Here is a 20505-nt window from a genome sequence, read left to right as displayed (position 1 = left end):
GGCCCTTCAGATCTGATACATCAGGGCCGGCCTGACCATGGCATTCCGCTGCTCCAGCAACTGCTGGAGGGTGGTGGCCGCCAGCACCCTGGTGCGGGCCTGCTCCACCTTCTGGGCCAGGGCGGTCAGCACCTGAAAGGCACCCGTGCAGCGCTGGTGCTCGGGCTGAGCCGCTGCAGCCCCCTCCAGGCAGGTGAGCACCTCGGCGATGGTGATCGTCTCGGGGGGTCTGGTCAGCTGGAAGCCACCACGGGGCCCGCGGATGCTGCGCAGCAGTCCGCTGCGGCGCAGGCTGGTGAGCATCTGCTCGAGATAGCGCTCGGGAATTCCCTGGCGGCGGGCGATTTCTCCCGTCTGGAGCACGCCACCGCCGGCGTGGACATCAGCCAGCTCGATCAGGGCGACCAGTCCGTAGGCGGTCTTGGTGCTGAAGGTCACGCGGGCCCTGGCTCTCCACTCCCATTCTGAACATCAATCCACGTTGACCGCCTGGGGTATGGGGACATCCCCTCAGAGCGTGCGCCAGTCGAGCCAGGGCAGCCCTGGAATGATCGCTGGCGTGCTGGCCCGGTAGGCGGGGTAGTCGGCATGGGCGTCCGCCAGCCCCCGCTCTTCCCGCCGGGCCTTGGCGCCCAGCACCAGGGCCAGGGCCAGCAGCAGAGCCAGATGAAGCAGGCTCCCCAGGGCCAGGACCACCCCGAGCGAGCACACGAGTACGGCCTGGTAGAGCGGATGGCGGCAGCGCCCGTAGGCCCCCTCGGTGACCAGGGTCGCTCCGGGCATGGGCTGGGGCAGGGGGGTGAGGCTGCTGCCCAGTTGCAGCCCGGCCTTGAGGGCCAACAGCAGCCCTGCCAGCAAGAGCCCGAGCCCCCCCAGGCGCAACGGCAGCGGCCAGTCCACGCCGAGGGATTCAGGTGTCGGCCAGGGGGGCAGCAGATGGGCCGCGATCAGCAGCAGCTGGGCCAGCAGCCACCATTCGCCGTGGCGGTTGTCGAGCCAGCCCGCCCGCGTGAAGCCCCAGCGGTGCAACTGCTCGAGCAGGGTGGACACCATGGAGCCGTGGCAGGGGCAGATCCAGTCTGATCGAACGTTGATGGCCAGGGATTGATGGCCAGTGGTCTGGCAGCAAAAAGCCCGGTGACGAGGCCACCGGGCTCTGGTTGTGGATCGGTGTGGGGGCGGAGCTGCTGACGTTGGCACCTGGGGCCATGGGTCCAGTGGGGTTTCCCTTTGGGTCCGGGGCACCTGGAGCTGGTTGCGCTGCAACCAGTCTCGTGAACGATGCAGTGGACGGCGACGGCGTCACACGCCAGGGAAACCGGTGATGCGAGGAGAAGTGTTGGAGCAGGGGCCGGATCGTCAGCGCACTCCTGGTGGCTGCTGAGGGGGGGTGTCTTCCATGGTCTGGAACCTCCGAATCCCGATGAGATCAGCTTCGGTCGGGGCGACGGCAGTGGCAAGAGGGGCGCCTCAGTTCGCAACCGCTCTTCATCGCCTGCAACTGCTCTTCATTCGCCGAGACGTTGCTTCACCTCAGGTGCTTCAGAGCGGTGTGCGGGGCGCGGCGCTGGGGAACAGGGAGAGGAAGCCCGCACGGCGCAGGTCTTCGGGTTCAGCCGTGGAGTTCCAGAGCGATTCGAAATAGAAGAACGCCACCCCCAGCCCCCGCTGCTGGGCCGTCTGCACCTGCGCCTGGATCAACTGCATCGGGCTGGGCTTGGTGCGCAGCCCCGTCATCACCCCGATCGCCGTGGGGATCTTCTTCTTGCTTTCCGCGATCTCCGGGCGCGCCACCTCCTTGGCAAAGCTCGCCACATCGGGGCGGTAGAGCTGCACGATCACCTCATCGACGATGTTGCGCCGCACCCAACCCAGCCAGTCCTGAAGTTGCAGTTTGTAGGCGAAGTCGTAGTAGTTGGGGGAAACGGAGACGATGGCCTTGGGCTGCTTGGCACGCACGGCCTTGTGCAGCTCGACCATGAAGGTGCTGATCTTGTCAGCGCGCCACTTGATCCAGGACTGATCCATGGGGTTGCTCGGCACGGCTCGACCGGTTTCCCTGGCGTAGAGCGCTTTGGTGTAGCTGTCGTAGCCGAACTCGTTCGGCAGGCTCATGTGATCGTCGAACTGAATGCCATCGCCGTCGTAGTTCTCCACCACTTCCATCACCAGCTCGGTGATGAACTTCTGCACCTCCGGTCTGAATGGGTTCAGCCATACCACTTCTCCGGCGGCACTGATCGAGGTACGGCTGCCGTCCTTCCGCTGGGTGAGCCAGGTGGGGTGTTGCAGGGCCAGCTCTGAAAACGGCGGGGCCATGAAGCCGAATTCAAACCAGGGGATCACGAGCATGCCTTTTGCATGCCCCTCGCTGATCACATCGGCGATGATATCCTGTCCTTCCAGCCCCTTGTAGGAAAACGACTGAATCTTGCGCTCCCTGGTCACCTCGCTGGTGTGAATGGCATAGCCGGAATTCCACACCACCGGGTAGACGGTGTTGACGTGCATCTCGTTCAGCTGCTCCATCGCTGCTCGCAACTTGGTGCGATCGCGCATGGTGGTCATGTCGTTGGTGGTCATCCAGACGCCCCGGACTTCGGCGCGGGAGCCCTGGGCGGCGCTGGGCGAGGGCAGGGCCGGAACCATCGCCAGCAGCAGCCCACAGAGCAGCAGAACCGGCAGCAGCCAACGGGTGCGTCTCATGGCGCCGTTCGGATCAGAAGCGGCCCGACGCTAGCGGCAGTTTCGGGATCACTCCAGGGAGGCGCGGAGCCTGCGGGGAACGGAGGGGGCGGGATTCGAACCCGCGGAAGGTTTCCCTTCGCCGGTTTTCAAGACCGGAGCCATCAACCACTCGACCACCCCTCCAGGGGTCTGCCATCGGCCCGGAAGGCCGCTGACCGTGTCATTTTCCCATGGAGCCCCCAGCCCCTTCCACGCCAAGGAACCAGCGCAGCCTGATTCGGCGAGGATCGCCCTGCCGGCGGAGCCGGGGTTGGATCGCAGTACGTTCTTGGCAGCCAGCCCGTGTGCCATGGGATCAGACCCCGACTCAGCGGTGGATGCTCTGATGCATCGTCTGGAGCAGGACCCGGTGTTGCGGCAACGGCTCGAGGATGGCACCGATGAGCAGCTGATCGCCTCAGCCCATGATCTTGGCTTCGCGCTCCGGAGCCACGAGCTGGGGCAGATCCGTCACCGGATGCGTCTGCTTCAACTCGCGCTCGAGACCCGCCCCAGCCCCAGCGCTGACCATGACCTCCAGCAGATCATCATCGAGCTCACCGATCTGCCCGGACCTGCCTGAGCAGGGCCTGACCTGGGGAGCGCGCACCTACGTGATGGGCGTGATCAATGTCACGCCCGATTCCTTCAGTGATGGTGGTCGCTTTGAGAGCCCCGACGCGGCGCTGCGCCAGGCCCGCCGGATGATCCGTCAGGGGGCGGATCTGCTGGATCTCGGCGGCCAGAGCACCCGGCCGGGCGCAGCGGAGATCGATGCTGAGGAGGAGCTGGCGCGGGTGCTGCCGGCCCTGGCCCTGATCCGCTCCGCCTGCTCCGGTGCTGGTGGCCCTCGGGTCTCGATCGACACTTTTCGTGCGCCAGTGGCGGCGGCTGCTCTGGCAGCAGGCGCCCACTGGATCAATGATGTGAGCGCGGGACGCCGCGATCCCGAGATCCTCTCGGTGGTGGCGGAGTTCGGCTGCCCTTACGTGCTGATGCACAGCCGCGGCGACAGCCGCAGCATGGATGATCTGGCCACCTACAACGATGTGGTGGCCGAGGTGCGGGAGGACTTGCTCCGCGCCACTGACATCGCCCTGGCGGCCGGCGTTTCTGCCGAGCAGTTGATCTGGGATCCGGGCCTGGGTTTCGCCAAAACCACCGAGCACAACCTCTCCCTGCTCCGGGGGCTGGCCGTGTTGCGGCAGCAGGGCTTTCCCCTGCTGGTGGGGCCTTCCCGCAAACGCTTCATCGGAGCGGTGCTCAACCAGCCCAGCCCTCGCTCACGGTTGTGGGGTACCGCCGCCGTCTGCGCCCTGGCGATCGAGGCCGGTGCCGATGTCCTGCGCGTTCATGACGTGGGGCCGATCGTGCAGACGGCCCGGATGGTGGATGGAATCCGTGGTGTGCCCGGACCTTGACTTTGCTCTGGAAGCCGCAATCGTGCCTGAAGTCATCCGGTGCCTGGATTCCCCCTGCCCCGCACGGAGGCAGGCGATTTAGCCTCCCAGGACTACAGAGCGACCCATGGATCGCAAGCCGGCTCAGGACTTCGTGATGTTCCTGCTGGGTGGGGCACTGTTTGCCTCAGGGATCTTTCTGTTCGCTAACCAGGTGATGGTGGGCTCCGGTGCGGTGCTGGGTTTTGGCGGTTTCTTCTCCTTCGGCCTCGGCGTGGCGTTTCTGTTGGCCGGGGTGAACCGGCGCCTGCGGTTGTTGCTGGTGCTGGACTGAAGTCGGACTTCAGCCTTTGTGAATCACCAGTTGTAGATCAATCGCACCCGGTTTGTTCACGTGCTCGATCTGGCCGAAGCAGATCGCCGTAAAGGTCCGGGCGACGATCGGCGTGGTAAGTGGTTCCCTCTGGATGGGGGCGGCGGTAATCGCCCGGCAGCAGATCGGCCAGCAGCAGGCAGGGCCGGTTTTCCGCCGCCAGCAGCAGGGTGCCATCGGGAGCACAGATCACGCTGTTGCCCAGGTAATGGGCCCAGGGCTCGCCCTCCACGGTCTCCAGGCCACAGCGGTTGGCATAGGCCACAAAGCAGAACTCCTGTAATGCATGGGCGGGCAGGAGGCTGCGCGACACATCCGGGTAGGGGGCCTCGGTGCGCCGGCCATCGCTGAGCCGGACCCAGATGTCGGCGGCGGTGGGAATCAGCACGAGCTGGGCCCCGCCCAGCGCCAGCAGGCGGGTGAGCTCCGGGAACTCGGCTTCGTAGCAATTGAGCAGGCCCACGCCAACGCCGTTGATGGGATGCACCGTGAAGGGCTCACCTTCCTCGTCGAAGCGGTACCCCTCGCTCCAGAACAGGCGCTCATCGGGCCCCCAGAGGTGGGTCTTCCGGTAGTTCTTGAGCAGGGCCCCTGCGGCATCAAAGAGGGCGATCGCGTCGTAGAAGCGCTCCTTGCCCCCCACTTGGGCCCGCTCGGCGTAGGGGCAGGCGATGGCGACCCCATGGCGGCGAGCGCAGGCTGCCACACGCTCCAGGCTCCCGCCGCCCACCGACTCGGCCAGTTGGCGCACCCGTTCGGGATCGCTGGCATAGCCGCTGAGGAACAGTTCGGGGAAGGCCACCAACTGGGCCCCCCAGCCGGCGGCAACGGCGCAGACCTGCTCGAGTCGCCGCAGATTCGCCTCCACCGCTGCGGGCGTGCCGGCACTTCCCTCGCCCTGCCAGATCGCCAGCCGCAATCCTTCACCCGGCTTTGGCGGCTCCGGCAGGACCCGGCTCAGCAGCAGGGTCAGGGGAGGAAGGTCTGTGGTCAAGGAGTGCAGCGCAGGTCGAAGCGATCGAGGTTCATCACCTTGCTCCAGGCTGCCGCAAAATCAGCCACGAACCTGGCAGGGGAATCGTTCTGGGCATAGACCTCCGCCAGGGCCCGCAGCTGGGAGTTGGAGCCGAACACCAGGTCCACCCGGGTTCCGCTCCAGCGCAGCTCGCCGGTGCGGCGGTCACGGCCTTCGAAGGTATCGGCGAGCCCGTTCTCGCCGGGATCCGACATCGGCGTCCACACCGTGCCCATGTCGAGCAGATTCACGAAGAAGTCGTTGCTGAGGGTGCCCACCCGCTGGGTGAACACCCCATGGGCTGAACCGGCGGCATTGGCCCCCAGAACCCGCAGGCCGCCCACCAGCACCGTCATCTCCGGCGCGCTCAGGCCCAGCAGCTGGGCCCGATCGATCAGCAGCTCCTCGGCCCGCACCGCGAAGGCCCGCTGCTGGTAATTGCGGAAGCCGTCGGCCTGGGGCTCCAGCACCGCGAAGGAGGCGGCATCGGTCTGCTCCTGGGAGGCATCGCAGCGGCCCGGGCTGAACGGCACCTCCACCATCTGGCCAGCGGAGCGGGCCGCCGCTTCCACGGCCGCGCATCCGCCCAGCACGATCAGATCCGCCAGCGATACCCGGGTGCCATCGGCCTGGGAAGCGTTGAAGCGCTGCTGGAGGCCTTCGAGCACCGCCAGGACCCGGGCCAGCTGAGCGGGCTGGTTCACCTCCCAGGCGTTCTGCGGGGCCAGGCGGATCCGGGCGCCGTTGGCACCGCCACGCTTGTCGGAACCACGGAACGTGGAGGCCGACGCCCAGGCGGTGGCCACCAGTTCCGGCACCGTGAGCCCTGAGGCCAGGACCCGGTCCTTGAGCTCCGCAATCGCGGCAGGTCCGACCAGCGGATGGGCGACGGCCGGGATCGGGTCCTGCCAGAGGAGGTCTTCGTCGGGAACGTCCGGGCCGAGGTAGAGCGCCTTCGGGCCCATGTCGCGGTGGGTGAGCTTGAACCAGGCGCGGGCGAAGGTATCGGCGAAGGCCTGCTGGTCCCGGTGGAAGCGGCGGGCGATCGGCTCGTAGATCGGGTCGAAACGGAGCGACAGATCGGCCGTTGTCATCATCGGCCGGTGCCGTTGGCTGGGGTCATGGGCGTCGGGGATCAGGTGCTCCTGGCGCACATCCTTAGCCCGCCACTGCCAGGCGCCGTAGGGGCTTTTCTCCAGTTCCCACTCGTAGCCGAACAGCATCTCGAAATAGCCCCGGTCCCAGGTGGTGGGGTTGGGCTTCCAGGCGCCCTCGATGCCGCTGGTGGTGGCGTCGGCTCCCTTGCCGCTGCCGAACCGGTTGTGCCAGCCCAGCCCCTGCTCCTCGATCGGGGCCCCTTCCGGTTCCGGTCCCATCAGATCAGGCGAACCGGCGCCGTGGGCCTTGCCGAAGGTGTGACCACCGGCCACCAGGGCGACGGTCTCCTCGTCGTTCATGGCCATGCGGGCGAAGGTTTCGCGGACGTCCCGCCCGGAGGCCACCGGGTCGGGCTCACCGTTGGGGCCTTCGGGATTCACATAGATCAGACCCATCTGCACGGCGCCCAGGGGTTGCTCCAGCTCCCGATCGCCGCTGTAGCGCTCATCGCCGAGCCAGGTTTCCTCCTTGCCCCAGTAGATGTCCTCCTCGGGCTGCCAGATGTCGGTGCGGCCGCCGCCGAAGCCGAAGGTGGTGAAGCCCATCGATTCCAGGGCACAGTTGCCGGTCAGGATGATCAGATCAGCCCACGACAATCGGTTGCCATACTTCTGCTTGATGGGCCAGAGCAGGCGGCGGGCCTTGTCGAGATTGCCGTTATCGGGCCAGCTGTTGATGGGAGCGAATCGCTGGTTGCCTGTACCGCCGCCCCCACGGCCATCGGAGGTGCGGTAGGTGCCGGCGCTGTGCCAGGCCATGCGGATGAACAGACCGCCGTAGTGACCCCAGTCAGCCGGCCACCAGTCCTGGGAGTCGGTCATCAGGACATGGAGATCCCGCTTCACGGCGGCGAGGTCCAGCTGTCCGAACGCCTCGGCGTAATTGAACGCTGCCCCGAGCGGATTGGAGGCCGGCGCGTGCTGATGAAGGATCGCCAGGTTGAGCTGATCTGGCCACCACTGCCGGTTTGACTGATCCCCGGCGGTGGTGGGTGCCCCGGAGCGGCCCGCAAACGGGCACTGGCTGATGGCGGTCATCGACTGTCTCCTGGCAAGCGACGTGGGCTTGAGTCATCCACCTCGACCGTATGCACAGGCGCCCTGAGGGGCAGGCCGCCAATACATTCCGTAGCGGCTCGGGGTCAGGCTGGGCTTCCCCCTTCCTGGGGCCACACCAGCAGATGAGAGGTCGATGGTCAGCTGTAGTCGGCGTTGTCAAGGCGACGCCGATACGCTCAACCATCGGGGTTCAGAGTTTGACAACCTCACGAGTTCTTCCCACCTGAGCCCAGCAGGGCCAGCCCTGTTGCGATCTACGGCGATACCGTCAGGCCTCCATCCAACGGAAGCGAAACACCGTGGACAAAATCTGACGCAGCACTGGCCAGAAACAGGGCCACATTGGCCACTTCCACTGGCTCTCCAAAGCGATTCAGAGGAATTCGTTTTTCTTTTTCCTTTCTCGGCTCCGCCATCGAAGGGTTGTCCCAGATGTCATGACCCATCTGGGTGAGAATGACGGTCGGGCACAGGGCATTCACATGAATGTTGGATGGGCCCCACTCCACGGCCATGGTTCTTGTCAGCTGGTTGAGGGCTGCTTTAGAGGCCGCATAGGCTCCGAGCGCAGGGGTGCCGATGAAGGCGCCGATCGAGGAAATATTGACCACCTTGCCATGCCCTCTCTTGATCATCTGAGGAACAATCACCTGAGAAAGAAGCAAGACGGATCGAAGGTTGACTGAAAAGGTGTCCTCCCAGTCGTCCTGGCTGATCTCAAGGATCGGTCTGACCCTGGCGATGCCCGCATTGTTGACAAGAATGTCCCATTCCGGGAAACGTGCCAAGGCTTGTTCCCCGGCGCGCCTTGCTCCCTCGATCGAAGAGATGTCTTCTTCGATCACGCAGCAGTTGCGGTTGTTGCCCTCGACAATGCTTCGTGTCCTGCTCAGCCCGTCCAGATCCCTGCCGATCACTCCGATGTCTGCTCCAGCCTCGGAAAATTTCGCCGCGATTGCGGCGCCGAGGCCTTTGGAACCTCCGGAGATCAAGGCTCTTTTGCCATCCAGCCGAAAATCCTGCATTCCCAGTGTCTCCACATCACGGGGTTGGTTTCATCGGGAATGGTTTGGGGCGGCAAGCATGGCATCTGCAAGCATGGCCTTCCTGCAGGCCCCATTCCGCTTCGCCAGGCTAACGACGCAGAGCAGAGTCACTGACCCCTTGTGGCGAGACGTCATCCCTGCTTCTGCCTCAGACCACTGGGCTTCAGCCGCCCATCCGGCCCTCATGCTCCACCGGCTCTGGATAGGAGCACCAACAGCGAAATCAGCTGGATGGTGCTGGTGCTGCGGACCCCATGGCCTCAGACTCAGAATCCGTTCTCGACCACCAGCTCGTCCAGCCCCAGCTGGCCCGGTTTGGGCCAGGGGTCCTGGGTGCCCTTGCCGATCGCCACCATCGGCCCCATCACGTGATCCTCGGGCAGGTGGATCAACTCGGCCAGCTTCTCGATCTCGAAGCCGATCATCGGGCAGCTTTGATAGCCCATGCCGGTGGCCGCGAGCATCAGGGTCTGCATGGCCAGGCCGATCGAGCGCTGGGCCTCATCGCGCTGCAGCCACTCCCTGCCCTGATGAAAGGGGCCCATCCAGCCCACCAGCAGCTCAGCCACCGGCTGGGGGGCCTTCACCCAGTAGCGCTCCGGTTGCTTGCTCCAGGCCTTCGTGTCGGCGGTGAACAGCACCAGCAGGGAGGCGTCGGTGATCTGGGCCTGGTCGTTGCCATAGTCCTTGCGGATCGTGGCCCGCAGGGCCGGATCTCGCAGGATCACAAACCGCCAGTGCTGAATGTTGAAGCTGGTGGGCGCCTGGATGGTGGCCTCCAGGAGCCGCCGTTCCTCCTCCGCCGTGAGGCGATGGCTGGGGTCGAAGTGTTTCACCGCCCGCCGGGCATAGATGGCGTCGATCACGTCCATGAAATGGGGGTGGCAGCAGCTCTTGGCGCCGACCTTACCGGCTCTCGCTGGTTACGGTGGTCGCCTTCGGGGTTCAGGCGTGGGACTGCTGATTGATGGGGTCTGGCACGACCAGTGGTACGACACCAGCAGCAGTGGTGGGCGATTCATCCGCTCCGCCTCGCAGTTCCGCCACTGGGTGACGCCGGATGGCCGGCCCGGTCCCAGCGGCGAGGGGGGCTTCCGCGCCGAAGCGGGTCGCTACCACCTCTACATCTCCCACGCCTGCCCCTGGGCCCATCGCACGGCCATCTTCCGCAGCATCAAGGGCCTGGCCCCGATGATCTCGCACTCGGTGGTGCACTGGCACATGGCTGATCAGGGCTGGACCTTTCAAGCTGGCGATGGAGTGATTGCTGACCCGATTCACCACGCCGCTGTGCTGCACACCATCTACACCAACTCCGATTCCAGTTACAGCGGTCGTGTCACGGTGCCGGTGCTCTGGGACAAGGAGACGGGGCAGATCGTGAACAACGAATCCTCAGAAATCATTCGCATGTTCAACAGCGCCTTCGATGGCCTCAGCGCTGCCCCTGGCGACTACTACCCCGAGGATCTCTGGGATGAGATTGATCAGCTCAATCAACTGATCTACGACACCGTGAACAACGGCGTGTACCGCTGCGGCTTTGCCACCAGCCAGGAGGCCTACGACGAGGCCATCCAGCCACTGTTTGCCACCCTCGACCTGCTGGAGCAACGGCTGGCGGATCAGCCTTACCTGCTCGGAGGCCGCCTCACCGAAGCAGACTGGCGGCTGTTCACCACCCTGGTGCGCTTCGATCCGGTGTATGTGGGCCATTTCAAGTGCAACTTGCGCCGCATCGTCGATTACCCCAACCTCTGGCGCTATGTGCGCGAGCTCTACCGCTTCCCAGGGGTGGCTGAGACTGTGAACATGCAGCACATCAAGGGGCACTACTACCAGAGTCACCCCACCATCAATCCCTCTGGTGTGGTGCCGGCTGGTCCGGTGATCGACTGGCCGTAGCCGTTCAGGGCGCTGTGACGCCCTCGATGCGGTCTTCGATCTCCTGGTAGAGCTCCTGCAGCTGGGCGATGTTCTCCTCGCTGGTCTCCCAGTACCCTCTGCCGTTCACCTCCAGCAGGGTGCCCACGATGCGGCGGAAGCTGTGGGGGTTGAGCTCCATCAGCCGCTTTCGCATCTCCGGATCGTTGATGAAGGTGTCGTTGGCCTCCTCATACACGAAGTTGTCCACAGCGCCGCTGGTGGCGCTCCAGCCCAGGGTGAAGTTGAGGCGCTTGGCCACCTCGCGCACCCCTTCATAGCCGGAATTGAGCATGCCCTCGTACCACTTGGGGTTGAGCAGCTTGGTGCGCGAATCCAGCCGGATGGTTTCGCTCAACGAACGCACCTGGGCGCTGGCGGTGGTGGTATCAGCGATGTAGCTGGACGGCGCTTTGCCATCGTCGCGCAGGTTCTGGATCAGTTTGGTGGGGTCGGAATCGAAGTAGTGGCTCACGTCGGTGAGCGAGATTTCGGCTGAATCCAGGTTCTGGAACGTGACATCAGCTGTTTTCATCGCCGATTCGAACACCTCACGGCTCTGGTTCATCTCGCCGGGGTTGTCGGCATTGAAGGCGAAGGTTTTCCGGGACAGGTACATCTCCTGCAGTTCGCCCTCCTCTTCCCAGGTGCTGTTCTCCACCGCCAGGTTCACATTCGATGAATAGCTGCCGCTGGCATTGGAGAACACGCGGGTGGCCGCCTCGCGCAGGCTGATGCCCTGGGCCGTGGCCTGCTCCTGGGAGTGCTTGCGCACGAAGTTCAGCTCCAGGGGCTCATCGGCCTCAGCGGCCATCTTCACGCCCTGATCGATCAGGCCCATCTGGTTGATGAACAGATCGCGGAACACCCCGGAGCAATTGACCACCACATCGATGCGAGGGCGTCCCAGCTCCTCCAGGGAGATCAGCTCCAGCTTGTTCACCCGGCCCAGGGAATCGGGCACGGGCCTAACGCCGATGAACCAGAGAATCTGGGCCAGGGATTCCCCGTAGGTCTTGATGTTGTCGGTGCCCCAGAGCACGCAGGCGATCGTTTCTGGCCAGCTGCCCTGCTCTGCCTTCTGGCGCTCGATCAATCGGTCCACCACCACCTTGGCGGCGGCGATGGCAGCGCGGGTGGGGATGGCCTGGGGATCGAGAGCATGGATGTTCTTGCCGCTGGGCAGTACGCCCGGGTTGCGGATCGGATCACCACCGGGGCCTGGGATCACGTATTCGCCATCGAGGGCACGCAGCAGGCTCTCCATTTCCATGTCGGCGCAGATCTGCTCGAGGCAGAAACGCAGGTAGCCGAAGAGCCTGTCGAGCTCGGAGGGTTCCACCGCAGGGAAACCGGCCGCGCGGCAGGCGGCCAGCCAGGGGCTGGGCCGCTCATAGCCGAAGCGCTCCAGCAGGGCGAAGAACCAGCCGAAGCGGCCCTTCAGATTCACCCGTCCATCGCTGTCAGTCACCGAGCGAACCATCGAGGCCACCGCCCCGCGGGAGGCCTCGGTGATCCTCTGGTTCAGTTCCACATCGGCCAGCACCCCGGCGTCGTTGCCCCGGTACACGTCATCGATCGTGCGGCCCAGGCTCTCCGCCAGCAGAGCCGGCAGGCTGCGGTAGCCCTCTTCTTCTCGCTCCAGGGCGGCGATGTTCACCAGGGTGGCGATCGCCTCCTCGGCGGTGGGGGGCTTGCCGATCGTGTGCAGGCCGCAGGGCAGCAGCCGGCTCTCGATCTCCATGAGCTGGCTGTAGAGCGCCCCCACCACGCCGTCGCGGCCGTCGAGGTCGAGCTCGCTGGCATCCACCTCCGGCAGGGTCACATCCTTGTCGAGGTTGCACTGGCGGGCTGTTTCGACGATCGCGTTGACGATCTGCACGCCGCGGCTGCTCTCGCGCAGCTGCTGGTAGGAGCCCACCAGCTCGCCCAGTTCCTTCAGCCCCTTGTAGAGCCCGGCATTCTCTGCCGGTGGGGTGAGGTAGCTGATCGTGGCGGCGTAGCCCCGCCGCTTGGCGATCGTGGCCTCCGAGGGGTTGTTGGCGGCGTAGTAGTAGAGGTTCGGCAGGGCGCCGATCAGGGAATCGGGATAGCAGGTTTCGCTCATGCCCATCTGCTTGCCGGGCATGAACTCCAGCGAGCCATGGGTGCCGAAGTGCAGCACCGCGTCGGCGCCCCACACCTTCTCCAGGTAGGTGTAGTAGGCGGCGAAGCCGTGGTGGGGGCTGGCGCTGCGGGAGTAGAGCAGCCGCATCGGATCACCTTCGTAGCCGAAGGTGGGCTGCACCCCCACGAACACGTTGCCGAAGTGGCGGCCGTAGATCAGGAGGTTGGTGCCGTCGGAGTTGAGGTTGCCGGGGGGCTTGCCCCAGTTCTCCTCCAGGCGCTCGGAATAGGGGGTGAGCCGCTCGTACTCCTCCACGCTCATGCGGTGGGCGATCGCCAGCTCCGGTGCACCCTGCAGTGCCTCGGGATCGTTGATCACCGCCTCCATCAGGCCCTTGGAATCCCTCGGCAGGTTCTGCACGTCGTAGCCCTGATGCTTCATCTCCTCCAGCACCCGGTGGATGGAGCCGAACACATCCAGATAGGCGGCGGTGCCCACGTTGCCCTTGTCGGGAGGGAAGCTGAACACCGTGATCGCCAGCTTCTTCTCGAGGCGGGGCTTGGTGCGCAGCGAGGCCCAGCGGATCACCCGCTCGGCAATGGCCTCCACCCGGTCCTGCAGGGTGTGGGCCTTGCCGGTGGCATCGTCGCGGCCGCTGAGCACGATCGGCTCGATGGCGCCGTCGAGTTCGGGAATGGCGATCTGCAGGGCCACCTGCACCGGGTGCAGACCCAGGTCGCTCTCCTCCCACTCCTGGGTGGTCTGGAACACCAGTGGCAGGGCCACCATGTAGGGCCTGTTCAGGCGTGAGAGCGCTTCGATGGCGCGGGGATGGTCCTGGCGGGCCGGCCCACCGATCAGGGCGAAGCCGGTGAGACTCACCACCCCATCCACGATCGGCTGCTCGGGATTGAGCGGGTCGTAGAAGAAGGCCTTCACGGGCTTGGAGAAATCGAGCCCACCGCAGAACACCGGGATCACGGTGGCTCCGCGGTATTCCAGCTCCTGGATCACGGCCACGTAGTGGGCCTCATCGCCGGTGACGATGTGGCTGCGCTGCAGCACAAGGCCGATCACAGGACCGCTCTTCGCCTTCTCGCTCAGGTCGGCGCGGCTGGCATTCCAGTTGAGGTATTCCTTGAGGTCTTCGAACATCCCCGGCGCCAGGGGGTGCCAGAGGCCCAGATCCGGGAACACCACGGGTTCGGCCACCTCCAGCGCTGGCCGGTCCGTGTCGCCCCGGGGGAACACGTATTTGTCGGCCAGCATCAACAGGAAATTGCGCAGGTTGTCCGGCGTTCCCCCCAGCCAGTACTGGAAGCTGAGCATGAAGGAGCGGGCGTCCTGCGCCTTCTCCACCGGCAGATACTTGAGAACCGTGGGCAGGGTGTTGAGCAGCTTCAACATCGCGTCCTGGAAGCCGGCGCCATTCGCTTCTTTGCGCTTCTTCATGAAGCTGGCGATGGCGCTCTTGCTCTGGCCCAGCTGGGCCATCGAAAACGTGCCCAGTTTGTTGAGCCGCATCACCTCGGGCATGGAGGGGAACACCACGGCGGCCTTGAGGTGATCGCGGTGGGGCGCCACCGCCTCCACCACCTTCTGGGCCAGGTCTTCGATGAAGATCAGCGAGGCGATGAACACATCCGCTTCGGCCACATCGGCGCAGAAGGCGGCGTAGTTCTCCGGATCGCGCAGTTCCTCGATCAGGTAGCCGCTCAGGTCCACCGCCAGGGCAGGGTTGGTGGCGTTGAGACTGGTGGCGGCCTGGGTGAGGGCGTTCTGGTACTGGGGCTCGAGCACCACGTAGACCGCGCGCATCACGGCCCGACCCTCACTGCCGGCGGGGGCCTCGCCGTTGCCGGGGCTGACCCGGCGGTTGGCGGAGCGGACCTGCGTGAACATCGGCGCTGGAGTTGAGCAATGTGAAGGAGCCTACGAAAGCTCCCCCAGGCACGCGACTTTGCGCCCCAAGGCGTTACAGGCGCTTCGCCGGAGCCGGAATGGCCGCCATAGGCTCCCCCACGCAACGTTCACGCCTGGCCCATGCCCCCCCCCGATGTGATCCCAGGTCCGATCCCGGTGGTGGTGGCCGGCGCCCTGGGCCGCATGGGGGCCGAGGTGGTCAGGGCCGTGACCACGGCTGAAGATTGCCGCCTGCTCGGTGCGATCGACACCACTCCCGGTATGGAGGGGGCCGATGTGGGGCTGGAACTGGGCCTTGGGGAGCTGGAGGTGGCGATCACCGCCGACTTCGAGGGCTGCCTCTGCCAGGCCAGCCAGGCGGTGCGTGGTGATGGTCCAGGAGCCGGGGCGGTGCTGGTGGACTTCACCCACCCCTCGGTGGTCTATGAGCACACCCGCGCCGCGATCGCCTACGGGGTGCATCCGGTGATCGGCACCACCGGCCTGAACCCGAAGCAGCTGGCCGACCTGGCCGTGTTCTCCGGCAAGGCCGGCGTCGGCGGTGCCGTGATTCCCAATTTCTCGGTGGGGATGGTGCTGCTGCAGCAGGCCGCCGCCGCCGCCGCACGCTTCTACGACTTCGCCGAGCTCACGGAACTGCACCACAACCGCAAGGCCGATGCCCCCAGCGGCACCTGCATCAAGACCGCCGAGCTGATCGAGGAGCTCGGCAAGACCTTCAACGCCCCCCAGGTGGAGGAGCACGAAACCCTGGCTGGCTGCCGAGGCGGCCAGCGGGAGAGTGGCCTGCGGCTCCATTCGGTCCGGCTTCCCGGTCTGGTGGCCCATCAGGAGGTGATGTTCGGCTCCCCAGGGGAGACTTACACCCTCCGCCACGACACGATCGAGCGCTCCGCCTACATGCCCGGCGTGCTGCTGGCCCTGCGCAGGGTGCGACGGCTCGATGGGCTGATCTACGGCCTGGAGCGGCTGTTGTGAGGCCAGCCGTGCGCGGAACGGGGCGATGCTGATTCCCCTGAAGGAAGGCGAGCTGCAGCGGCTGATCCCGGCGGTGGCCAGTGGTCCCCAGTTCAGCTTCTGCAGTGGCGGGCCGCAGAAGGTGCTGCAGCGGGTGCTGATCTCAGTGATCGGTGGGGTGCTTTCCCTGCTGATCGCCCAGAGCCGGTTTTCCTCCCGCTTCGGGCCGGTCTGGCTGGTGGCGGGTTTCGTGTTCCTGCTTTATGTGCTCTGGGGGCCAATCCTGGAGGCCGGCCGTCGCAACGCCACCCTGCGCCGCTACCCCAAGGGGGCTCTGTTCGAAGGGCGGATCGCCGATCTCATCACCCGGGAGCTGGTGGAAGGGCGTCAGGAGCAGGCCGACAGCCGGGGTCGTCTGGAGCTGGTGGAGAACAGGCGCACCTGGGTGTCGCTGGAGCTGGAGGACGAGGACGGCTATCTCGGGTCCGTGCGCTTCCCGATGGAGAAAAAGCACCAGACGATCCGTCGCGGCATGGTCGTGCGCTGTCTTGTGCTGAGCGAGCGGCCGGATTTTGCTCGGATCGGAGCCCTCAGCGATGCCTGGATCCCGCAGCTCAAAGCCTGGGTGGGCGACTACCCCTACCTTCTGCGACCCGCCTTCGAGGAGCTCTGCCTGCGTCGGCTGCGCTGAGCGGTGCGCTGAAAATCGGGGTGAGGCGTTGGCGATCGTTTACGTTCCGCAACAATGCGTTACAATCTGTTCATCAACACGAGAACCTCATGGCCCAAGCCACCACCACCGCTCCTGTGACCGCAACCGAGCGCGCCACCATCCGCGGCGCCACCGTCACCACCGAAGACGGCGGTCGCCTCAATGCATTCGCCACCGAACCCCGCATGGAAGTGGTGAGCGCCGAGAGCGGCTGGGGCTTCCATGAGCGTGCCGAGAAGCTGAATGGCCGCATGGCCATGCTGGGTTTCATTGCTCTGCTGGCCACTGAATTCGCCATGGGCGGTGAGGCCTTCACCCGCGGGCTGCTCGGCATCGGCTGAGCCCAAACCGCGCAGTCTTCCCTCCTGCCGCAGCAGACTTTCTGTTGCGGCTTTCTTGTGGCCGCTTGCCGATTCCATGAGCGCCCTCTCGCCGGCCGCTGTGCTGGCTTCTCCCTCTCTGCAGACATCGGTGCCGGCGACCGCGCCCAGGGCCCGGGTGCTGGGCGCCGGGCCCACCGGCGCGCTCGCTGCTCTGGCCCTGGCCGAGGTGGGCTGGCTGGTGTCGCTGGTGGATCCGCTCAGCGATCTCCAGCTGCGGGCCCGCAGCCGCGCCTATGCCCTCAGCCACTCCAGCCGCCTGCTTCTGCAGCGTCTGGGGCTCTGGGGGGAGCTGACCACCGCTCTCGTTCCCTTTCGCTCGCTTCAGCTCTGCGATCTGGAGGCGGGTCACTCGATCGGCTTCGGCCTGGCTGAGCTGGGCCCTGGCCCCGAGGCTCCTGAGCAGGCCCAGGCTGTGGGCTGGATCCTTCAGCATCAGCCCTTGATGGCCGTGCTGCTGGAGCGACTCCGGGACCACCCCGCCGTCAGCCTGTCCCTGGGCGCCAGCGGAGTCCAACCGGCGGAATCGCCTGACGCTGACTCGCTCCATCCGCTCGATCTGGTGGTGGCCGCCGATGGCAGCGGATCTCTCACCCGGGAGTCCGCCGGGATTCGCCGCTGGAGCCTCCCCTATGGGCAGGGCTGTCTCACGGCCCAGGTGCGCCTGCGGGGCTCGGCTCCCGATCAGGCCTGGGAGCTCTTTCGCCGCGAGGGTCCCTTCGCCGTGCTGCCCCTTGGCGACGGCACCGCTCAGCTGGTCTGGAGTGCTCCAGCCGCGCGACTGCGCCGGCTGGAAGCCCTCGATCCCGTGGCCTTCCTCGATCAGCTGGCCGCCGTGCTTCCCGAAGCCCTCCAGCCCGAGGCCCTGCTCGACACGCCCCGGGTCTTCCCGGTGGCCCTCGAGCTCGCCCACCACTTCCACCGCGGCTCCCTGGTCCTGGTGGGGGAAGCGGCCCATCGCTGCCATCCCGTGGGCGGCCAGGGCATGAACCTCTGCTGGCGGGATGTGGAGCAACTGCAGCGGCAGGCTCGGCTGGCGGCGGTGGGGCGGCTGCCCCGGGCGGCCGTGGCTGGAGCCTATGCCCGCCGCCGCTGGGCCGATGTGCTGCTGACCCTGATCAGCACCGATCTGCTGGTGCGACTCTTCTCCAACCGCCAGCCGCTGCTGCTGACACTCCGCCGGCTGGCCCTGGGCCTGATGGGGCGCTCCCGCGCCCTGAGGCGCCTCAGTCTCAAGGCCATGACCCTCGGCCCTTGCCGGCTCACAGCCCGCTGGTCAGAGTGAGGGCCGCCCTGCTCCGGCCCCCGTGGGCTCGACCGCCCCGGTGATCCGATGGTGATCAGCACTTCCCCCCAGCCGATTCCCTCCTCCGCCCTGGTGCGCTACCTCCGCCATGAGCAGGGACTGAGTGAGAACGCCCTGGCTCTGGGGATCCGCCAGGCCGATCAGGAGCAGGCACCACTCCCGGTGATCCTCTGGCGCTTCGGGCTGATCAGCCTTGACCAGTTCGATCAGGTGCTGGCCTGGCAGGACCAGCAGACCTGAGCGCATCGGAACGGTGTTCGCCTAGGCATAAACAATCAGGGATTCCACCGGCTGCTGCCCCGGCAGGCGCGCGCGACCACCGAGCTCAGCCAGTTCGGCCACGAAGCCATAGCCGCAGAGTTCGCCGCCGGCATCGGCGACCAGCTGGGCGCAGGCTGCGGCAGTGCCGCCCGTGGCCAGCAGGTCGTCGACGATCAACACCCGAGGCCCGTCCGCGAGGGCGTCATGTTGGATCTCGAGGCGATCCTGCCCGTATTCCAGGGCGTAGTCGACGGCACGCACCTGACCGGGCAGCTTGCCGGGCTTGCGCACGGGCACGAAGCCGATCTCCGCCGCTGTGGCCAGGGCTGTCCCCACGATGAACCCCCTGGACTCGATGCCCACGATCAGGTCGGGCCGCAGCCGATCGCAGACCCCCGCCAACAGGCGCACCACCTCCTTCCAGCCGCGGGGGTCGCGCATCAGTGGCGTGAGGTCCCGAAAGAGGATGCCGGGCTTGGGGAAATCGGGCACATCCCTGACCAGCCCCCGCAGATCAATCGGCTCGCCCAACTCGAGGGATGCGGTGCTCAGGGCCATGAAGAAGCGATCGGGTGACGGATCGGCGCGGGCGCTGGCATCATCGCAGCCATGGCCGACGTCACGATCACAGCACCAGCCGAGGCAGCCGTTGAGGATCAACCCCTCCCGAGCAGCCCGGCGGCCCGCCTCTCCCGTCGGGGGCTGGAGCGGCTCGACCTGATGCTGCTCAGCGTCGAGGCCCTCGATCTCAACGGCGGCGAAGCCATGGTCTGGATGGCCAGCCAGCTCGGCTTCGGCTCCCTCTTCCCCAACCGGGTGGAGCTATGGAAGCGGCGCTGCTACAACCCGCTGCGGCTGGCCTGCCGCCGGGGTGTGCTCAGTGAAGCGGAAACCGATGCCCTGATCAGCCTGCTCTGTGCCATGGCCGAGCGGCTCTATCCGATGCTGCGCCAGTTGCTCTCGGCCGCCGAGCCGGAACCGGTCACCCAGCAGCGCTGGCAGTTGTTCCGCTCCAGGCTCGATGAACTGGTGCGCGAGCGCCTCAACCCCCGTCGCGGTGGCGTGCAGAAGTTGCTGGATCCCCAGGAAGGGCCCCGCCTGCAGCGCCAGCTGGTGCAGGGCCTGGCCCTCGGCTCCGGCCGGGGGGGCTTCGATCGCCTCAAGGCCAGCCTGATGGATGCCGCGGCATGAAACTGAGCCACCGCTACGAGCAGACCAGCTGCCGCCTGCGCATCGACGGGTTGCCCGATCTCTCCGCCGGCCATGGCCAGGATGTGATCGGCATCCTCTCGGCCTGGGAGCTGGATCTGGCTGGCCATCCCACCCTTGAAGGCAAGCGCGACCATCTTCAGGCGCTGATGACCGCTGTGCTGCCCTATGCGCGCCACCTGGTGAGCTCCGTGCCAAGGCCGATGGGGGCGGCCACCGACCCGGTGCAGATGGAGCCGATCCCCGCGGCCAAGCCTGGGATGCGCAACCGCCCGGCCCATCGCCTGCGCCTGCACAGCAGCCAGCCCGACACCCAGCCCCTGGAGCTCAGCTTCGACGATGCCGAGCTGGCCGACCTCGTGCGCTGCCTGGATCAGCTCCGCCTTGACCCCCGCGTTCGGCTTGGGTTTGATTTACCCCCCGATCGGCCCCTCCAGCGCCGGGAGATCCTGGAGCGCGTCCCCCTGCGTCAGCGCCTGGCTGCCCCGGCCGCCGGCCTGGTTGCCCTGGCCATCACCACCGCTCTTGGCCTGATGGTGCCGCTGCCAAGGCGAACGGCTCCACCAGCGGCCAGCCCGGAGGCCACGCCCACCACCCCGCTCTCCCCACCCCTTCGGTGAACCCTCCATTGACGAACGGGAAGCTGTGGCCACACTCCTGGGATGCGACCCTGGCGTGGTGGATCCCTCTGACGACGAACCCATGACCACCAGCTGGTCAGAGCTGCGACGACGGGTGAATCGCCTTGGGGCCTCCCTGGATGTGGTCGTGCGCAGTGATCCCGAGGTGTGTGGCCTCAGTGGCAAGGATTTTCATCTCTCCCTCCACCACGGCGGCCAGGGGGATTGCACCGTGGCGGGCCTCAGCCTGGTGGATTGCCCCAATGAACTGGTGCTGATCGAATTCGAGCGCTGGATGCGTGGTGCCGGCTACACGCTCGAGTGAGAGCT

The 20505-nt window shown here is 66.2% G+C and carries 21 protein-coding genes and 1 tRNA gene; 12 read left to right on the top strand and 10 right to left on the bottom strand.

Translation table 11 applies throughout. The features are described 5' to 3' along the window. Positions 1 to 6: 6 nt before the first annotated feature. From KQ297_RS04995 to KQ297_RS04980, 4 genes are all read right to left on the bottom strand, one after another. Complete coding sequence (locus KQ297_RS04995) at positions 7 to 438, bottom strand: Rrf2 family transcriptional regulator (RefSeq protein ID WP_259738438.1); 432 nt, start codon at positions 436 to 438, stop codon at positions 7 to 9. A gap of 72 nt (positions 439 to 510) precedes the next feature. Continuing rightward, the gene (locus KQ297_RS04990; RefSeq protein ID WP_259738437.1) at positions 511 to 1053 is read right to left on the bottom strand and encodes an isoprenylcysteine carboxylmethyltransferase family protein; all 543 of its coding nucleotides are present in this window, start codon (positions 1051 to 1053) and stop codon (positions 511 to 513) included. A gap of 489 nt (positions 1054 to 1542) precedes the next feature. Beyond that, entirely contained in the window at positions 1543 to 2706 is a 1164-nt protein-coding gene (locus tag KQ297_RS04985) for a glycoside hydrolase family 10 protein (protein ID WP_259738436.1), read from the bottom strand. Positions 2707 to 2786: 80 nt separating this feature from the next. Beyond that, positions 2787 to 2871: transfer RNA gene (locus KQ297_RS04980), tRNA-Ser, on the bottom strand. Positions 2872 to 3037: 166 nt separating this feature from the next. Between KQ297_RS04980 and KQ297_RS04975 the strand changes: the two genes are divergently transcribed. The 3 genes from KQ297_RS04975 to KQ297_RS04965 all read left to right on the top strand — a co-directional run bounded on the left by KQ297_RS04975 (position 3038) and on the right by KQ297_RS04965 (position 4461). Next, positions 3038 to 3310 (top strand): hypothetical protein, encoded by a 273-nt coding sequence (locus KQ297_RS04975; protein ID WP_259738435.1) that lies wholly within the window; start codon positions 3038 to 3040, stop codon positions 3308 to 3310. Further along, positions 3258 to 4148: a dihydropteroate synthase gene (folP, locus tag KQ297_RS04970; RefSeq protein ID WP_399251211.1), complete on the top strand. Its 891-nt coding sequence runs from the start codon at positions 3258 to 3260 to the stop codon at positions 4146 to 4148. The genes KQ297_RS04975 and folP overlap by 53 nt, the downstream gene beginning before the upstream one ends. Before the next feature lie 106 nt (positions 4149 to 4254). After that, positions 4255 to 4461 carry a hypothetical protein gene (locus KQ297_RS04965; protein WP_259738434.1) on the top strand — a complete coding sequence of 69 codons (207 nt, stop codon included), beginning with the start codon at positions 4255 to 4257 and terminating at the stop codon, positions 4459 to 4461. A gap of 37 nt (positions 4462 to 4498) precedes the next feature. Here the strand turns inward: KQ297_RS04965 and KQ297_RS04960 are convergent, their stop codons facing one another. The 4 genes from KQ297_RS04960 to KQ297_RS04945 all read right to left on the bottom strand — a co-directional run bounded on the left by KQ297_RS04960 (position 4499) and on the right by KQ297_RS04945 (position 9649). Further along, complete coding sequence (locus tag KQ297_RS04960; protein WP_259738433.1) at positions 4499 to 5494, bottom strand: carbon-nitrogen hydrolase family protein; 996 nt, start codon at positions 5492 to 5494, stop codon at positions 4499 to 4501. Continuing rightward, entirely contained in the window at positions 5491 to 7710 is a 2220-nt protein-coding gene (gene katG / locus KQ297_RS04955; RefSeq protein ID WP_259738432.1) for a catalase/peroxidase HPI, read from the bottom strand. Before katG ends, KQ297_RS04960 begins: the two co-directional genes overlap by 4 nt. 275 nt (positions 7711 to 7985) lie before the next feature. Next, positions 7986 to 8756, bottom strand: a complete 771-nt coding sequence (locus KQ297_RS04950; RefSeq protein ID WP_259738431.1) for an SDR family NAD(P)-dependent oxidoreductase — start codon at positions 8754 to 8756, stop codon at positions 7986 to 7988. A gap of 287 nt (positions 8757 to 9043) precedes the next feature. Beyond that, positions 9044 to 9649, bottom strand: a complete 606-nt coding sequence (locus KQ297_RS04945; RefSeq protein WP_259738430.1) for a nitroreductase family protein — start codon at positions 9647 to 9649, stop codon at positions 9044 to 9046. Between the two features lie 79 nt (positions 9650 to 9728). On the opposite strand from KQ297_RS04945, the gene KQ297_RS04940 reads away from it, so the two are divergent. Continuing rightward, positions 9729 to 10682, top strand: coding sequence for a glutathione S-transferase family protein (locus KQ297_RS04940; RefSeq protein WP_259738429.1), 954 nt, complete (start codon positions 9729 to 9731; stop codon positions 10680 to 10682). Between the two features lie 4 nt (positions 10683 to 10686). Here the strand turns inward: KQ297_RS04940 and KQ297_RS04935 are convergent, their stop codons facing one another. Beyond that, positions 10687 to 14709, bottom strand: a complete 4023-nt coding sequence (locus KQ297_RS04935) for a magnesium chelatase subunit H (protein ID WP_259738428.1) — start codon at positions 14707 to 14709, stop codon at positions 10687 to 10689. A 141-nt stretch (positions 14710 to 14850) separates the two neighbouring features. Between KQ297_RS04935 and dapB the strand changes: the two genes are divergently transcribed. The 5 genes from dapB (at position 14851) to KQ297_RS04910 (ending at position 18325) form a co-directional block, all read left to right on the top strand. Next, complete coding sequence (gene dapB, locus KQ297_RS04930; protein WP_259738427.1) at positions 14851 to 15708, top strand: 4-hydroxy-tetrahydrodipicolinate reductase; 858 nt, start codon at positions 14851 to 14853, stop codon at positions 15706 to 15708. Positions 15709 to 15733: 25 nt separating this feature from the next. After that, the gene (locus tag KQ297_RS04925) at positions 15734 to 16378 is read left to right on the top strand and encodes a hypothetical protein (protein WP_259738426.1); all 645 of its coding nucleotides are present in this window, start codon (positions 15734 to 15736) and stop codon (positions 16376 to 16378) included. Positions 16379 to 16467: 89 nt separating this feature from the next. Further along, positions 16468 to 16740 (top strand): high light inducible protein, encoded by a 273-nt coding sequence (locus tag KQ297_RS04920; protein ID WP_259738425.1) that lies wholly within the window; start codon positions 16468 to 16470, stop codon positions 16738 to 16740. A 76-nt stretch (positions 16741 to 16816) separates the two neighbouring features. Beyond that, positions 16817 to 18064, top strand: a complete 1248-nt coding sequence (locus KQ297_RS04915) for an FAD-dependent monooxygenase (RefSeq protein WP_259738424.1) — start codon at positions 16817 to 16819, stop codon at positions 18062 to 18064. Between the two features lie 48 nt (positions 18065 to 18112). Beyond that, the gene (locus KQ297_RS04910) at positions 18113 to 18325 is read left to right on the top strand and encodes a DUF2949 domain-containing protein (protein ID WP_185466052.1); all 213 of its coding nucleotides are present in this window, start codon (positions 18113 to 18115) and stop codon (positions 18323 to 18325) included. 21 nt (positions 18326 to 18346) lie between these two features. Here the strand turns inward: KQ297_RS04910 and KQ297_RS04905 are convergent, their stop codons facing one another. Beyond that, positions 18347 to 18904 carry an adenine phosphoribosyltransferase gene (locus KQ297_RS04905; protein WP_259738423.1) on the bottom strand — a complete coding sequence of 186 codons (558 nt, stop codon included), beginning with the start codon at positions 18902 to 18904 and terminating at the stop codon, positions 18347 to 18349. A 51-nt stretch (positions 18905 to 18955) separates the two neighbouring features. Here KQ297_RS04905 and KQ297_RS04900 point away from each other — a divergent pair, with 51 nt between their 5' ends. The 3 genes from KQ297_RS04900 (at position 18956) to KQ297_RS04890 (ending at position 20500) form a co-directional block, all read left to right on the top strand. Then, on the top strand, positions 18956 to 19537 hold the full coding sequence (locus KQ297_RS04900; protein ID WP_185466050.1) for a DUF3038 domain-containing protein: 582 nt from the start codon (positions 18956 to 18958) through the stop codon (positions 19535 to 19537). After that, the gene (locus tag KQ297_RS04895) at positions 19534 to 20175 is read left to right on the top strand and encodes a DUF4335 domain-containing protein (protein ID WP_259738422.1); all 642 of its coding nucleotides are present in this window, start codon (positions 19534 to 19536) and stop codon (positions 20173 to 20175) included. Before KQ297_RS04900 ends, KQ297_RS04895 begins: the two co-directional genes overlap by 4 nt. A gap of 82 nt (positions 20176 to 20257) precedes the next feature. After that, positions 20258 to 20500: a hypothetical protein gene (locus tag KQ297_RS04890; protein WP_185466047.1), complete on the top strand. Its 243-nt coding sequence runs from the start codon at positions 20258 to 20260 to the stop codon at positions 20498 to 20500. Positions 20501 to 20505: the final 5 nt, after the last annotated feature.

The organism is Synechococcus sp. CS-205 (genome assembly GCF_025128255.1).
Taxonomy (GTDB): domain Bacteria; phylum Cyanobacteriota; class Cyanobacteriia; order PCC-6307; family Cyanobiaceae; genus Regnicoccus_A.
The sequence above is the reverse complement of the archived record's forward strand: the minus strand, read 5'-3'. Positions and strand labels throughout refer to the sequence as shown.